Genomic DNA, 15402 nt, shown 5'->3' on the forward strand with positions numbered 1-15402 from the left:
ACAGATCAACAGAGTTTCGGCGGCCATAGCGTCAGGGAAACGCCCGGACACATTCCGAACCCGGAAGCTAAGACTGACAGCGCCGATGGTACTGCAGGGGGGACCCTGTGGGAGAGTAGGACACCGCCGAACACACTTCACGTAATGCCCACCTTTCGAGGTGGGCATTACGCATTTAACAGGCGCGTCGGCGACTGGCCCCGTGCGCGCTCCTACCGCACCGCCTCGAACACGGTGCCGTCACCGAAGGTGGCGACACCCGTCGACACCGAGGCCGGCACCTGGAAGACGACGACGCCGCTGGTCTGCTGCCCGGCGCCGAGGGTGACCTGCGGCATCTGCGGCTTCGCCTCGAACTCGGCGTCGGCGTGGTCGTAGACGTTGCCCGTCGCGTCGGTGAAGCTGGCGTCGTAGGCGATGGCACCGGCATCCACGCCCGCGTCGGTTGCCTGCACGTGCACGACGAACGCCACGTACTTCATGCCGGCGTCGGGCGCCTCGAACTCGTCGTAGCCGCGCCAGTCGGCGTTGAATCCGGAGATCCACTCGGAGTAGGTGACGACGGAGCCGTCGAGCCGGTTGGTGTTCTGCATCGACACATGGGTGCCGACAGCGACCGGGTTGTCGTACGACTGTCCAGCGGTCGCGGCCTTCTCTGCGTCGGCGGCCGCTTTGTCCGCTGCAGCCTGATCGGCGTCGGCGGATGCCGTGTCACCGTTGGCGCAGTCGGTCTGCGCCGTGAGGTCGTCGTACTGGGACTGGCACCGCTTCACGAGCGCGTGCTGCTTCGCGAGTTGCGCGGCCGTCCGGTCGGCGGCCTTCGCCTTGTCGGGATGTCCAGCCACGCAGGCCGCGCGCCCCGCGTCAGACGAGAACGAGTGGTCGCACTGCTCCTGCTGCGCCTTCGCGAGAGGCGGCGCCAGGAATGCGGTGTAACCGGCGAAGGCGGACGCTCCGATGATGGCCAGCGCGAGCACGCCCGCCGCGACGAGGGAGAGGATGCGCAGCGGCCGCGGCCAGCTGCGGAAGGAACGGGTGGTGGTGTTCTTGATCATGATGATTGCTCGACGTTCGTGTTGGGATTGTTGCGACGGTGGTTTTGTCGAGGGTTGAGGAGCGTCGCTTGCGCCGCGTCTCGAAACCCGTGTTCCTGTGGGCCGGGTTTCGAGACGCCCCGCGCGCGGGGCTCCTCAACCCGCGGTAGAGCGGCCCGCGGTGGGCGGCGTGGGCGGCTGCTGTTGCGCGAGCGCGGCGGCCGCGGCATCCATGCGGGCCGTGTCGGCGGTGGCGGCCTCGAGGGAGTGCCGCGCGGCATCCACGGCGCCCACGTTCTGCTGCTCGAGGGCCAGCGCCTGCTCTGCGTAGGCGACAGCCTGGGCCTGGTAGGCGCGCGCCGCGTCGGAGTTGAGCGCGGCCTGGCGCACGACGGCGGCGAAATGGCGAACGCGCTGGCCGTCGTCGGGCGCGCAGGTGATGAGCGTGGCGAACGTGTCGCCCTGCATCAGCAGGTAGAGCTCGCGGGTGTCGTGCACCCGCGTCTTCTTGGCGACGCCGCCGATGATGGCGCCGACCGGCCCGAAGAGCAGTCCGCCCGCCGCGATGCGGGTGAGCGTGGACCTGCTGCTCGTGGCGAGGTTGCCCGCCGTGTCGACGGTGGCCGTGATGGCGGGGGTGAGCGCGAACCGGCCCTGCGGCACCTCGAGGTACAGGGGAGTGACGGATGCTCCGCCGTCCCGCCCGCGGTAGCTCGCGATCGGGCGCCCCGCCGCGGCGTGCGCCTGGGCGAGGGCCTTCTCGCAGGACTTGAGCCGGTGCGCGCGTTCTTTCGTGGCGGCCGTGAGCCCCTTCTCTGCGGCGGAGAGGCGGGCGCGGTACTCGGTGACGGCATCCCGTCGTTCGCGCTCGGCGGGAGAGAGCGCCGCGATGCGCGCTTTGCGGTTCGCGCGCAGAAGGAGCCAGGTGGTGAGTGCGCCGCCGACGAGCAGCAGCGCGAGGACGGTGAGCACGACCGCAGCGACGGCGGAGGCCGGGTCGGCGGCCGTCGCCGATTCGATGCGGTCGATGACGGCCGGAGAAGGATCGTAGGTGGGTCCGCCGACGGCGGCGATGAGGTGGAACATGGTGCATCCCTGTGGTGCACGGGCCTGTTGCTGTGGGCCCTGGGTGGGCCGTGCGACGTGCGATTCACGATGCGCGACACCCGCCGAGTGGCGAATAGAACAGAGTGAGGGATGCCACCGACATTTATGCGAGGAGGGCTCACGTACTAGGCGGCCCGACCCCGCAAGCCGCTGGTGCGCGAGCTCAGCGTCCGGACAGCAGAAGGGGCGGCTCGGTGCCGTCACCCAGCCGCCCCTTCTCAAGACGCGTCAGGACGCGGTGCACGCCCCCGCGTCGGTCCACACCGAGGAGACGCCGGGCGTCTCGCCCTGCGTCCACCACTTGGCGGTGTAGTTGTCGCCGTTGTACGACACCTCGGTGCCACCGCCGTACGCGGTGGTCGAGACCCACGCGAGCGCGCAGGTGCCGCCGCCTGAGCCGCCTGAGCCGGTGCCGCCGCCCGATGCCGGCGTGCCCTGGCACGGTCCGTCATCTGTCCAGGCGCCGCCGGCCGCGGGCGCTCCGCCCTGCGTCCACCACTGGGCCGTCCAGTTGTGGCCGTTGTAGGAGACCTCCTGGCCCGTTGTGTAGGCGGTGGACGAAACGTACGCGGCGGCGCACTGCGGCGTGGCCGGCGGCGTCGTTCCGCCGGCCGGCGGCTGCGCAACGGACGAGTTGTTCGCGAAGGCGACCGTTTGGGCCGTGTACGACCAGGCCGGGGCATCCGTGCTGCTGCAGTCGCCCCAGGTCTTGGAGCTCGTCTCGCTGGCGTCGCACGGGCGGTCGCGGTTCACCGACCAGAACGTGAAGCGGGCCATGCCGTTGGTCTGCGCGAACGTGCGGATGGCGGCGAAGTCATCGGTGGTGAACATCTCGCCGGAGTCGGAGCGGCCGTCCATGCCGGAGAAGCCCTCGTGCGCCCACGCGGTGGCGGCATCCCACCCGAGATCTTTCTGCAGCAGTCCGTTGAACGCGGTCAGCGCCGCGATCGTCTGGTCGGCGCCGTTGATGCCGTTGTCGAACGGCATGATCGAGAAGTTGGCCGGCGTGAAACCGAGCCCCTTCGCGGTCTTCAGCACGTTCTCGCCGAAGTATCCGGTGCCCGACGACGTGCCGGGCATGGTGATCGACACGTAGAGTCCCGGGTTGGTCTGCTGCAGAATCTGCGCGGCGCCGAGCTCGTTGTTCACCGCCGTCGTGTTCTCGTACTCCGGCTCCTCGAGGTCGAAGTCGATGGCGTGCAGGCTGTAGGTGTCGAGCACCTTCTGCAGTGCGGCAGCCTCGGCTTGCGGCGACGAGCAGACTTGCCCGAGCTTGGTGCCCGCATACCCGCCCTGCGACACGGAGACGTCGCCGCCCGCCGCGCGAATGGTGGAGATCGCGGCGGCGACCGCGGGGTCGGCGCCGATAGCGGTGGTGCCGTCCCAGGTGGCCGTGCAGCCCGAGCCAGCGAGGATGAACGACAGCTGGAACGCCTTCTGCCCCGTGGCCTGCATGACCGCCGCGATGTCGGGCGGATTGTTGTCGTCGGGCATGAAATACGGTGCCGAGGCATACCAGTTGGCGCTCAGCGCCGTGGATGCCGCGGTCGTCGAGGTGCTGCTCGACGAGCTCGACCCCGTCGTGCCGCTGTCGGCCGCGTTCGCCACCGTGGCGCCGAGACCGAGCGTGCCGAGCGTCACCGCGGCCGTGCCGAGTGCGACGGTCGTGCAGAGACGGCGCAGCCGCCCCCGTGTGAGATGTGCAATACGCACTGTCGTGAACCCTCCTACTTCGTCGTAAGCGGATGCCATCGGCCGGCGCGCGCACGCGGCTGCAGGCGTCTGCAACCCGCGGCGGGCACGCCGAGGCATCGACTTTCACTGGAGGCGGCAGCTCGGAAGCTTAGCGGGGGCGGAGGGTGGGGCGTAACCCTTTTGGGGGCGGATGAGGGACCGGATTGTCTGAGATAGGGCACAGGACCCTGAGCCGCGATCGTCGTGAGCAGATCATCCGGTGCGGTCAACTTGCCGCGTGGAGTTCACGCCGAGCGGCACCCGCCGAGTGGTGAATAGAGCAGGACGCACGGGGCCACCGACATCCGCTCGGGGATACGGCTGACAGCTGATCTCTACCGCTCCAAGTACTCACACTTATGCCATTAAGTGTGGATAATGAGTACGCTGTTCCCACAACGGTTGGAGGCTCGGTGGTCGAATCAGCAGTCAGCTCCTGGCCTGCGGTGACCTATGAGGACCGCCGATGGGTGACGAGCTTCGCTCGCGGTGAGGTCTCGGGCAGGCAATGGATTCAGATGCAGCAGCCGTACGCGGCGGCGGTGACTCCGGAGGTCGCGGACCGGAAGGTGTCGATCAACTCGCAGCTGCTCGCGGACGCGGAAGAGGCATCCGTTCTGCTGTCGCGCTTCGACAGCCGCGCCGGGGCCACGGTTCTCCCGTTCGAATCCATTCTGCTGCGCAGCGAATCCGCATCGTCGTCGCAGATCGAGAATCTCACGAGCAGTGCGCGAGCGGTTGCGGAGGCCGAGCTCGGCGAACGTGACCACGGCAACGCGGCGTTGATCGTGCGCAACGTTCGCGCCTTGTCGGCCGCGCTCGAACTTGCCGACGAGCTGAGCGACGAGACGATCGTCGCCATGCAGGCTGCCCTGCTCGCGGAGAGCGCCCCGGAAAAGACGGGCGAGTACCGGGTCGAACAGGTCTGGATCGGCGGCAACGCCGTCAGTCCCCACCGCGCGGACTTCATTCCGCCTGTCGCGGAGCGCGTTCCATCGGCCATGCACGATTTACTGGGCTTCGCGCGCCGCACGGATGTGCCCGTCATTGCCCACGTCGCCATAGCGCATGCCCAGTTCGAGACCATCCACCCGTTCCTCGACGGCAACGGTCGCACCGGGCGGGCGCTCGTGCAGTCCCTGCTACGGCGACGCGGTACCACCCTGAACGTCGCCGTGCCCGTGTCGGCCGGCTTGCTGCACGACCTCGATGCCTACTTCGCGGCCCTGACCGCGTACCGTGCAGGTGACATCGAACCGATCGTCACGGTCTTCGTGGATGCCGCGGGCGAAGCCGTGCGCAACGGCAACCTGCTCTTCGACGACATCCGTACGATTCGGGAGGAATACGACGCCGCGCTCAGTGGGCTGCGCAGCGACGCAGCGGCGCGCAGAGTCGCAGGCGTGGCGTTCGAGCATCCGGTCGTCAACGTCGTCCTCTTGCAGCAACACCTGGGCATCGCGGACCAGACGGCCTACCGTGCCATCGACACCCTGGTGGAGCGAGGCATTCTGACCCCCGCACGACCGGGGCGACGCAACCGCAGCTGGGCGGCATCCGACATCACGGATGCCCTCGACCGCTTCGCCGCGCGCGCTGGTCGCCGGGAGGGGGTGCGTGCGGGGCGGTGACGTTGAGGCCGATTGCATGCGCCACAACTGGGGGTATCTCGAACCGCCTTCGACGCGAGGACGCCGGATTGTGAAGCATCGCTCACCATTAGGCTTGTCGCGCCGAAAGGGGACTCGTGGACACATCTGCGGAAGAACAGCCTCAAGAAGTCGCCGTGCGACGCATTGGGACCGAGGGATCAGAGCTCGCGGTCTTCGAGTTTCAGGGAAAGCTGCGGGATCTGATGGTCTCCAGCCTGCAACAGGGCTATCTCGCGACCGGTAACTATGTTTCAGACGCGAAGGCGGTGTCACCGCAGGGCGCCATGTCGCTCGGTGTGGCCGGAGCAGCTGCGGGTGCAACGGCCCTTTCGGCGGCGTTCTCCTCGACCCTGTTCATGGCAACAGCGAACCCGGCGACTCTCATGACCATCGGTAACGGCGTCGGCAGTGCCGTGATGGGCGCGACCGGGATCGTTTCGCAGGCGCCCTTCATCGCGGTGGCGAGTTCGCTTCCCGTTGTGGCACCGATCATGGCGATCCAAGCGCTGAACACAGCTGTGATGATGCAGCAGTTCAAGCAGGTGGATCGGAAGCTCGATGCGATCAAGGGCACCCTCGACCGAGCGATCGCGCGCACTGAGGCGACGTATGCGGGGGAGCTGCTCGCGGCATCCAGAATCGTCGACGATGTGTACGCGCAATACGCTGTCGAGGGCTCTTTCTCGATTGACATGCTGGTGCGCCTTGCGCTCGCGGAGCGAGACACGAAGGCTCTGGCGTCGCGATTCCAGCAGCTGGTGCAGTCGCGCGACATGGTTGCTGCTGCGGACCTAGACGAGGTGCAGCAGGCGAACTATGACGCGCACAGTGCGATGCTCTCGTCGTTCATCGAATTGCGCATCGCGTACCTCCGCGTGTGCGTCGACATGCAGGAGAACCCGAAGTCGGTGAGCGCATCGACGGGCCGGTTGAAGGCGACTATCGACGACGGGATCGAGTACTGGCAACGCCTGCAGAATCGTTCGGACGCCCTCAAGGACCGAATCGAGGAGCTTGAGGGGAAGCGCTCGGGCCTCAATTGGGCTGAGCGCAGCCTTCCGGGCGGCGAGGGCGTGACCTCTGAGAAGAAGCTGGCTAAGTACAAGGCCGCGTACGTGGAGACCATGGCGAGCGAGAAGGAAATCACCAGCCAGTTCCAGTCGCTCATCGATTCTGCTCGTACGACGAGGGCAGAGCTGGACGCTCCGGCGTCGGGTGGCGGCGGCGCCTCGCCTACGCTCGTGTACTGGAAGGATGAACTGGGCGAGCACTCGTTCGTGACGCAGAAGCAGCTTGTCGGGGCGTGAGAGGCATCACATTCGCTATTGCCTCGCTACGCTGGAACGACTGTTTCACGGAGAAGCCAGCAGTGCCCAACGATCACGCCCACGGAGAATCCTTGCGGTACTCCAGAGGCCGTTTCGATCGGGGACTCATGACATCGGACAACGTACGCTATCGGCTGTCGTTCACCACGGGTGGCCTCTTCGTGCGCGAATCGCTGCTTGCGGCTCCCGTTCTGGTGCACGCAGGCGATGCGGCTGAGGCGCGACGCCAGATCATGCGTGAAAACCTTCTGCAACAGCGCACGGAGCAGTCGAAACGAACCGTCAGCCGCGAAGTTTTAGGCCGCTTGACCGAACTCAGTGGGGCCGAGCTGATGTTTCTCGCTGACGCGACCAGTGCAGAACGTGCTGATCTGCTTTGGGTTGCCGCGTGCCGACGCTTCTCGTTCCTCGCCGACTTCGCTGACGAGGTGTTGCGCGATCGCTTCCTCCGAATGCTTCCGACGGTCGGCTCCGACGACTTCCTGTCCTTTGTTAGGGCCAAGACTCAGTGGCACACCGAACTTGCGGACCTCACTCCTGCCACGCTCGCCAAACTCAGGCAGAACACCTTTCGAATGATGCGGGAAGCGGACCTCGTGTCGGTGGATGGACATATCGTGATCCACTTGCCTTCTTCGAGGTTTGTCGACGTCATGCGCGAGCGGGCCGTGACGGACCTTCGACGTTTCCCGCTTAGTGACTCGGAAGTGGAGCTACTCACAGCGTGAATACTTCAACGGTAGTCAAGGACGAGACGCATATCTTCGAGGTCCTTAGTGGTGACCGGTTTCTCAACATGGAGGGTCTGAGTAACGAGATCCCCTTCTTCATCTATCCTTACCCTCCCGAGAAAGCACTCGACGTGACGAAGGCGAAGAAGCGCATCAAGACTCGGCTCGCGACTGAGAAGGGCATCCAGGTTCGCGAGGTTAATCTCTACGACCTATCGGTAGAGATCCTCAAGGAACGTGGTGACTGGGACGAAGTCCTGGAGATAGAGCCAACGGTCGACAAGTCCGAGTTCACCGAGGTGCTGCGTTCGATGCTCAACCCGCAACAGCATCTGGCGCCAGCGATCGCCGCGAAGATCGCCGATGGCGGATTCGACATCCTGTTCCTCACCGGTATCGGTGAGGTCTTCCCCTACATCCGGTCGCACAACGTGCTGAACAACCTGCAAAGCGTGGTGACCGGCAAACCAATGGTGATGTTCTTCCCTGGCCGATACGAGCAGTCCGACACGCTGGGGTCCTCCCTCGTGCTGTTCGGTCGGCTGAAGGACGACCAGTATTACCGCGCCAAAAACATCCTCGAACAGGAACCGTGACCGATATGCAGCTGCACGAGATCTTCGCCAAGGATGTCCAGCGTCCGATCGAGGGCGTCGTCAAAGCCGATGACGCCAGGAATCTGGGCACCGAGGTCGAAGAGTACGTCCTCACGAACGAAGCTGCCAAGGGGCTGGAGCAGCTCCTTGAGGCGTATACGAACTACACGAACGCCAACGGCGTGTGGATCTCGGGTTTCTTCGGCTCTGGTAAGTCACACCTTCTCAAGATGCTCGCCCACCTCCTCGGAGACGTCGAGGGTCAGGACTATGCGCGTGCCGCGGTTTCCGAGACGTTTCGAGCCAAGGCCGAGGACGCCTTCCTTCCCCCGCTGATCACCAAGGCGGATCGGATTCCGGCGAAGAGTCTGCTGTTCAACATCGATCAGAAGGCCCCGCTGATCAGCAAGGATCAGGCCGACGCGCTGCTGCGCGTGTTCGTGCAGGTCTTCGATGAGTCGCGCGGTTACTACGGGGATCAAGGATTCATCGCCCGGTTCGAGCATCAGCTCGATGAGGAGGGCCAGCTCGATGCGTTCAAGGACGCGTTCCGGGCTATCGCAGGCCGCGAATGGGAAGAGCGCCGTCCGAGTTTCGGCCTGCCGACTGTCCGCCAGCAGGTCAATGAGGCGTATGCCCAGGTGACCGGCATCGACGTGACGACGGCACCGGACATCCTGAAGATCTATCAGGACACCTACTCGGTCTCGATCGAGGACTTCGCTGACGAGGTGAAGGCCTGGCTGGGCAAGCAGGAGAAGGACTTCCGGCTGAACTTTTTCGTCGACGAGGTCGGCCAGTTCATCGGCAATAACACGCACCTGATGCTGAACCTCCAGACCATCGCGGAGTCGCTCAACACGAAGTGCGAGGGGCGCGCGTGGATCATGGTGACCTCGCAAGAGGACATGGATCGCGTCATCGGCGACCGCACCAAGCAGCAGGGCAACGACTTCTCGAAGATTCAGGCCCGGTTCACGACGCGCGTGAAGCTCACCAGCGCCGACGTCGAAGAAGTGATCAGCAAGCGTCTGTTGGAGAAGAACGATGCCGGCGCGGCGGCGCTGAGCACGGTGTACGCAGCGGAGTCGGCGAACTTCAAGACGCTGTTCGACTTCGTCGACGGCGCGAAAACCTACCGCAACTACACGACCGAAGATCAGTTCATCGGCACCTACCCGTTCGTGAACTACCAATTCCCGTTGTTCCAGTCGGCAATCGAGGGCATCTCCGATCACAACGTGTTCGAGGGTCGAAACAGCTCGGTCGGTGAGCGTTCGATGCTCGGCGTCGTACAGCAGGTCGCGAAGGACCTCGGCAATGTGCCGGTCGGGCAGCTTGCCACGTTCGACAGCATGTTCGCGGGCATCCGCTCCTCGCTGAAGTCGGCGGCGCAGAAGCACGTGCTCGAGGCCGAGCATCAGCTCGACAACGAACTGGCCGTGCGGTTGCTCAAGACGCTGTTCCTGGTGAAGTACGTCGACGGGTTCCGTGCGACGGCTCGCAACCTGACCGTGCTGGTCTACGACCGGTTCGGCCTCGATCTGCCGGCGCTGGCCAAGCGGGTGCAGGAGGCCCTCACCGTGCTGGAGACGCAGACCTACATCCAGCGCAATGGCAACACGTACGAATACCTGACTGACCTCGAACAGGACATGGAGAAGGAGATCAAGGCCGTCGACATCGACGCCTCCGAGCTCTCTTCCCGGCTCAACAAGATTCTCACCGCGGACGTGATCAAGACGTCCAAGCTGAAGTACGCCAAGAATGGGCAAGACTTCGCCTTCGGGTACAAACTGGACGATCAGGTCTTCGGACAGAACCACGAACTCTCGCTGCACTTCATCACTCCGGAGTACCCGTACTCGCCCGAAGAGATCCGCATGCACAGCGCGGGCAAGGACGAGCTGCTCGTCATCATGCAACCCGACGACCGTTTGCTCGCCGACCTTCGGCTGCTGATCAAGACCGAGAAGTACACCAAGCGCAAGAGGACCAGCACGCTGTCGGCCGACGCGGACCGCATCCTGCGCTCCAAAGCAGCGCAGAACGTCGAACGCGAGAAGGAACTGGTCGAGCGCATCAAGCGCGCAGTCGGCTCCGCAGAGCTCGTGATCAACGCAGCCGACGTGTCCTCCTCATCGCAAGACCCGCTGGCGCGAGTGACGGATGGCTTCCAGGACCTCATCGCCCGTACGTACACCCAGCTGAGCCTGCTCGGTGGTGTGGCGTACACCGAGCAACAGGTGGCCAGCGCGGCCAACCCCGATCAAAGCGGCATGTTCGACGCGACAAGCCTGTCGAAGCTCGCGGTCCCCGGCGAGGAAATGCTCTCGCACGTGCTGCGCCGCGACCGTGTTGGTGAGCAGATCACCGCTAAAGCACTCGTAGACACCTTCGGCACGAAGCCGTACGGCTGGGATCTCCTGTCCGTCGAGGTCGTGATCGCGTATCTCGTCGGAGCGTCGAAGGTTGCGCTGACCGTGGACGGCAACACGCTCAAACGCAGCGAAGTGGCCACGAACCTCGTGAATGCACTGAAACGCACGCACGCCGTGGTCGCGCCACAGAAGAGCTTCGACGATAGAAAAGTCTCGGCGTTCCGCTCATTCTGCATCGAGTTCTTCAGCGATCCATCTGTGACCAAGGACCCGCTCGAGCTGGCGCGCTACGGCGGCGAGAGACTGCACGCGAAGCTCGACGAGCTCAAGGCCCGTGTCAGCGGTTCGAAGTATCCCTTCGTCAGCCAGCTCGATGCGCCGATCGCGTTGCTCGAACAGGTCGTCGGCAAGACCGACGAGTGGTATCTGACGGATTTCGCCCTCGACGACGAACTACTGGAAGCCAAAGACAACGTCATCGACCCGATCCAGGCGTTCCTCAACGGCAACCAGCGCACGATCTACGACGACGCGGCCAAGTTGCTTCGGGACAACGCCAGCAATCTCGCCTACCTGCCGCACGGCAGCGATGAAGCGGTGACAAGTCTGCTCGACGACCCGCAGGCGTTCCGCGGCAGCAAGATGACCCAGCTCAGGCAGGTCGCCGACGCTCTCAGTGATCAGATCGCCGCCGCGGTCGGCACCAATCGCTCCGACGCGGTCGAGGAGGTCACCTCGCGCCGCGACGTGCTCCTCACGAGCACCATCTACTCGGAGGCCACCGACGAAGCTCAGGCCAAGGCGACCGCGCAGATCGACTCGCTCACCGCGCGCATCGGCTCGGAGAGCCAGATTGCGGTCATCCGCGAACTGGCCAACGGGTTCGAAGAGACCGGGTACCCGGCCATCCTCGACCTGCTCTCCGCCCGTCGACTTGAAGACCATCCTGACCCGGATCCTATGTCCGTGAAGCAGACGGTCTCGATCAAGACGATCGCCGCACGCGGCGTCCCCGGCCCGTTGGAGTCCCCTGACGATGTCGACGCCTACCTCAAGGCGCTGCGCGACTCCCTCATCCATGCCCTCGAAGACGGAAAGCGAATCGCACTCTGATGGGAACCGCACCGCTGAAGTCGTTCGCTACTTGGGCGCGCACCGAACTGATTAAGCAGGTCGGCGCGCGGATCGCCACGGTCCTCGCGCCGAGCTCCAGTGAGCGAGTCGAGAATACGGCCGCCATCAAGTCGCTGGAGACCGCCGTCAAGGCCGCCGGCGGTGAAGCTGCCGGTCGCGCAAAGGTCGCGGACAAGGTCGCCTACACCTGGTTCAACCGGATCATCGCGCTGCGGTTCATGGATGCGAACGGATATACCGGCGTCGGCATCGTCTCACCCCACCGCGGACAGGTTTCCGGGCAGCCGGAAGTGCTCGCCGACGCCAAGCGTGGCGTCATCGACACCGACATCGTCGGAATGCGCACCGCCGGTACGATCACGGCACTCTTGGACGGCACACGCCGCAGCGCTGATCCGCAGGGCGAGGCGTACAGCCTGCTGCTGGCCGATTACTGCCATCACTGGCACCGCTCCATGCCGTTCATGTTCGAGCGGGAAGGCGACTACACCGAGCTGCTCATCCCCGCGAACCTTCTTGCCGACGACTCGGTGCGCGCCCGCGCCGTCGCCGTGCTGACGGAGGAGGTCTGCCATGACGTCGAGGTGATCGGCTGGCTCTACCAGTTCTACATCTCGGAGCGGAAGGACGAGGTCTTCGCAGGTTTCAAGAAGAACAAGAAGGCCGGCGCCGATGAGATCCCCGCGGCCACTCAGCTCTTTACCCCGCACTGGATCGTCCGCTATCTCGTCGAGAACTCCCTCGGTCGCCTGTGGGTGCTCAACCACCCGGACTCGCACCTCGTCAACCAGATGGAGTACTACATCGCTCCTGTCGACGAGGAGACCGACTTTCTCAGAATCGGCAAGGCTGAGGAACTGACCGTCATCGACCCGGCGTGCGGGTCAGGACACATGCTGACCTACGCTTTCGACCTCCTCTATGCGATCTACGAGGAACAGGGCGAGGCACCATCCGACATTCCGGGCAAAATCCTCACGCACAACCTCTACGGCACAGAAATCGACCGGCGTGCCGGGTCGCTGGCCGCGTTCGCACTGACGATGAAGGCCCGCGCGCGTCAACGCACCTTCTTCAACAAGCACATCCAACCGAATATCTGTGTCATCGAGCCGATCTCGTTTAGCGCCGATGAGCTGGATTTCCTCGTCACCAAAGACGGGGACAAGCATGCCGAAGAAGCCTTCTGGAATCAGTTCGCTGAGGCCGACACCTTCGGCTCCCTCATACGGCCGAACCGAAGCCTGACCTCTCGGCTAGCCGACCACCTCGCCACGCTCGAGGACCACGACGACATACTCCGTGCCGACGCGCTCGATTGGGCACAATATGTCATCGAGCAAGCCGAATACTTGGCGCGGCGGTACGCCGTTGTGGTCGCGAACCCGCCCTACATGGGTAGCAAGCAGATGAACGCCCGTCTTTCACAGTTCATGAAGGACGAGTACGCGACCGGCAAGGCCGATCTCATGACCGCGTTCATGATTCGTGGCCAAGAGCTCACGGTGCTCGGTGGATCTTGGGCCATGATCGGCCTTCCCTCATGGATGTCACTGAAGTCATTCGAGCAACTGCGCCGCGACCTCCTGCAGACCCAGCGGATCGCATCGATGGTCCATCTCGGGCGAGGGGTCTTCGGGTCGGACTTCGGGTCCGTCGCCTTCGTGATCGGCAACGTCGTCCCTAGCCCAACAACTACTGGCGTCTACCGACGCCTGTTCGAACAGCATGTCGAAGTACGCGCGGTCACTACGATCGAGAATCTCTTTCGCGACGTCGACTACCACCGTTTCGAGGTGGCGCAGGCTGACTTCGCTGCGATCCCGGGCACCCCGATCGTCTACTGGCTCAGTGAAAAGACGCGGGGGTCATTTGCTGCGGGCAAGCCTCTGAGCGAGGTTGCGAATCTTCGGCAAGGTCTAGCAACGGCCGATAACGGCCGGTTCCTGCGCCAGTGGTGGGAGGTTGCCGCGACGCGGACCGCGTTCAGTTGCACATCACGTGAAGAGGCGGCGGCCAGCGGAGCGCGCTGGTTCCCGTACAACAAGGGCGGCGAGTTCCGAAAGTGGTACGGGAACCAGGAGCACGTCGTCAACTGGGAGCACGACGGAGCTGAGATCGTCGCCTTCAAACCACGCTCGGTTATCCGCAACCCCGGAACATACTTTTCACCGTCCGTGTCATGGTCGGACATTTCGTCCGGGGAAGCTGCGTTCCGCCGCTACCCACAGGGTTTCATCCATGACTCGACAGGGCACTCGGGCTTCGGTGATCCAAGGCTGCTGGACCAGATCACGTTGCTCCTGAACTCCAGGTACGTGATGGAGATCATGAAGGTGGTCGCGCCCACACTTCACTTCCACATCGGATACGTGGGTCTCGTCCCGGTTGCCGAAGGAATCAGAGCGCTCTCGACTGACGCCATGGGCCGCCTCATCGAGACCGCTCAGGACGATTGGGACAGTGCTGAAACCTCGTGGGGATTTGAGAGGAATCCCCTCATCACCTTGAGGTCATCCACCGGCGGCAATCTCGACTAGCGGGTTGCGCTCGAAGCCCCAAGACGTCTCAAGGGTGTTCCAGTCCACCTGCGCTGTCTCAACTGCTCGTGCCGCCATCGCTACGCCGCGCTCTTCTGCCGAATCTACGATCGGAAGACCAGCGACTTGTCCCACTTCGAAGTTGAGAGTCGGTGCGATGGCCGCCAGTTGCTCATAAGCAAGTCGCGAGTTCGCGAAGGAGAGCAATCCAAGTCGCTCGCGGCCGCTCGCGACGAAGATCGAAGTACCTGCAACGTCGTAAATGAACCCCGGCGGGTACGACCGGAACGCTGGCGCCCCACTGCTGATCTTCGACCATGACACGGACGGTGAAAAGTATGTTCCGGGGTTGCGGATAACCGAGCGTGGTTTGAAGGCGACGATCTCAGCTCCGTCGTGCTCCCAGTTGACGACGTGCTCCTGGTTCCCGTACCACTTTCGGAACTCGCCGCCCTTGTTGTACGGGAACCAGCGCGCTCCGCTGGCCGCCGCCTCTTCACGTGATGTGCAACTGAACGCGGTCCGCGTCGCGGCAACCTCCCACCACTGGCGCAGGAACCGGCCGTTATCGGCCGTTGCTAGACCTTGCCGAAGATTCGCAACCTCGCTCAGAGGCTTGCCCGCAGCAAATGACCCCCGCGTCTTTTCACTGAGCCAGTAGACGATCGGGGTGCCCGGGATCGCAGCGAAGTCGTCGCTCGAGGCAAGGTGAAACCCCGCGTCTTTGGTCCGGTCTATGAGCGCAACGCACAGCTCCTGCTCTTTGCGCTCCGAACCGAGCGACGTGAGGCGGACGAACGGTGCCTGCCGACTCCGAGCTCCGGTCATCGACACCACGAATGCGGTGTTGGCACCGAAGATGTCGGGGTGGTTAGACACGTCCCTCATCTGGACGAACGAGTCGAAGGCGTGGCCGTTGAGCAGCCGCAATCTCAAGGCCTCGAACGACTTGATGGACATCCAGGTATCGCCGATGACAATGGCGAGGAGCCCTCGCCGGTCAGCTAGTTCGATGCCGCGCACCGCAAATGCCCCGTAGAGGTCCTGCTTGACGTCTGCGTACTCGTCCTTCATGAACTGTGCAAGCGGAAGTACTGAAAGCGACTGTGCGTCCATCGGGGAAGGAGCGCCCCACCGCACGGCACGCCACGGAAGGCGAAGATGG

The 15402-nt window shown here is 64.1% G+C and carries 10 protein-coding genes and 1 rRNA gene; 7 read left to right on the forward strand and 4 right to left on the reverse strand.

All coding sequences use genetic code 11. The annotated features are described in order from the left end of the window. Window positions 1–15 precede the first annotated feature (15 nt). Window positions 16–132 (forward strand): 5S ribosomal RNA (gene rrf / locus FPZ11_RS17340). 80 nt (window positions 133–212) lie between these two features. On the opposite strand, the gene FPZ11_RS17345 is transcribed toward rrf, so the two are convergent. The 3 genes from FPZ11_RS17345 to FPZ11_RS17360 all read right to left on the reverse strand — a co-directional run bounded on the left by FPZ11_RS17345 (window position 213) and on the right by FPZ11_RS17360 (window position 3854). Then, window positions 213–1055, reverse strand: a complete 843-nt coding sequence (locus FPZ11_RS17345; RefSeq protein WP_146322289.1) for a DUF4352 domain-containing protein — start codon at window positions 1053–1055, stop codon at window positions 213–215. 135 nt (window positions 1056–1190) lie between these two features. Next, window positions 1191–2120, reverse strand: coding sequence for a hypothetical protein (locus tag FPZ11_RS17350; protein ID WP_146322290.1), 930 nt, complete (start codon window positions 2118–2120; stop codon window positions 1191–1193). A gap of 249 nt (window positions 2121–2369) precedes the next feature. After that, window positions 2370–3854, reverse strand: coding sequence for a carbohydrate-binding protein (locus FPZ11_RS17360; protein ID WP_210415908.1), 1485 nt, complete (start codon window positions 3852–3854; stop codon window positions 2370–2372). Window positions 3855–4288: 434 nt separating this feature from the next. On the opposite strand from FPZ11_RS17360, the gene FPZ11_RS17365 reads away from it, so the two are divergent. The 6 genes from FPZ11_RS17365 to pglX all read left to right on the forward strand — a co-directional run bounded on the left by FPZ11_RS17365 (window position 4289) and on the right by pglX (window position 14237). Further along, on the forward strand, window positions 4289–5506 hold the full coding sequence (locus FPZ11_RS17365; RefSeq protein ID WP_246846355.1) for a Fic family protein: 1218 nt from the start codon (window positions 4289–4291) through the stop codon (window positions 5504–5506). A 116-nt stretch (window positions 5507–5622) separates the two neighbouring features. Beyond that, complete coding sequence (locus FPZ11_RS17370; protein WP_146322292.1) at window positions 5623–6834, forward strand: hypothetical protein; 1212 nt, start codon at window positions 5623–5625, stop codon at window positions 6832–6834. A 128-nt stretch (window positions 6835–6962) separates the two neighbouring features. After that, window positions 6963–7583, forward strand: a complete 621-nt coding sequence (locus tag FPZ11_RS17375) for a DUF1819 family protein (protein ID WP_146322293.1) — start codon at window positions 6963–6965, stop codon at window positions 7581–7583. Continuing rightward, a complete protein-coding gene (locus FPZ11_RS17380; protein ID WP_246846357.1) occupies window positions 7580–8182 on the forward strand; it encodes a DUF1788 domain-containing protein in 603 nt (200 codons plus the stop codon). Before FPZ11_RS17375 ends, FPZ11_RS17380 begins: the two co-directional genes overlap by 4 nt. Before the next feature lie 5 nt (window positions 8183–8187). After that, window positions 8188–11676 carry a BREX system P-loop protein BrxC gene (gene brxC / locus FPZ11_RS17385; protein ID WP_146322974.1) on the forward strand — a complete coding sequence of 1163 codons (3489 nt, stop codon included), beginning with the start codon at window positions 8188–8190 and terminating at the stop codon, window positions 11674–11676. Continuing rightward, complete coding sequence (gene pglX, locus FPZ11_RS17390; protein WP_146322294.1) at window positions 11676–14237, forward strand: BREX-1 system adenine-specific DNA-methyltransferase PglX; 2562 nt, start codon at window positions 11676–11678, stop codon at window positions 14235–14237. Before brxC ends, pglX begins: the two co-directional genes overlap by 1 nt. Here pglX and FPZ11_RS17395 read toward each other — a convergent pair. Beyond that, entirely contained in the window at window positions 14211–15353 is a 1143-nt protein-coding gene (locus FPZ11_RS17395) for an Eco57I restriction-modification methylase domain-containing protein (protein ID WP_146322295.1), read from the reverse strand. The genes pglX and FPZ11_RS17395 overlap by 27 nt on opposite strands. Between the last annotated feature and the right edge of the window lie 49 nt (window positions 15354–15402).

Origin of the sequence: Humibacter ginsenosidimutans (genome assembly GCF_007859675.1) — a bacterium.
GTDB classification, from domain to species: Bacteria; Actinomycetota; Actinomycetes; order Actinomycetales; family Microbacteriaceae; genus Humibacter; species Humibacter ginsenosidimutans.

Coding starts and splice junctions, on each gene's coding strand:
- pglX (WP_146322294.1), top strand. CDS start 11,676: ATGGGAACCGCACCGCTGAAGTCGTTCGCTACTTGGGCGCGCACCGAA.
- FPZ11_RS17395 (WP_146322295.1), bottom strand. CDS start 15,353: ATGGACGCACAGTCGCTTTCAGTACTTCCGCTTGCACAGTTCATGAAG.
- FPZ11_RS17350 (WP_146322290.1), bottom strand. CDS start 2,120: ATGTTCCACCTCATCGCCGCCGTCGGCGGACCCACCTACGATCCTTCT.
- FPZ11_RS17345 (WP_146322289.1), bottom strand. CDS start 1,055: ATGATCAAGAACACCACCACCCGTTCCTTCCGCAGCTGGCCGCGGCCG.
- FPZ11_RS17375 (WP_146322293.1), top strand. CDS start 6,963: ATGACATCGGACAACGTACGCTATCGGCTGTCGTTCACCACGGGTGGC.
- brxC (WP_146322974.1), top strand. CDS start 8,188: ATGCAGCTGCACGAGATCTTCGCCAAGGATGTCCAGCGTCCGATCGAG.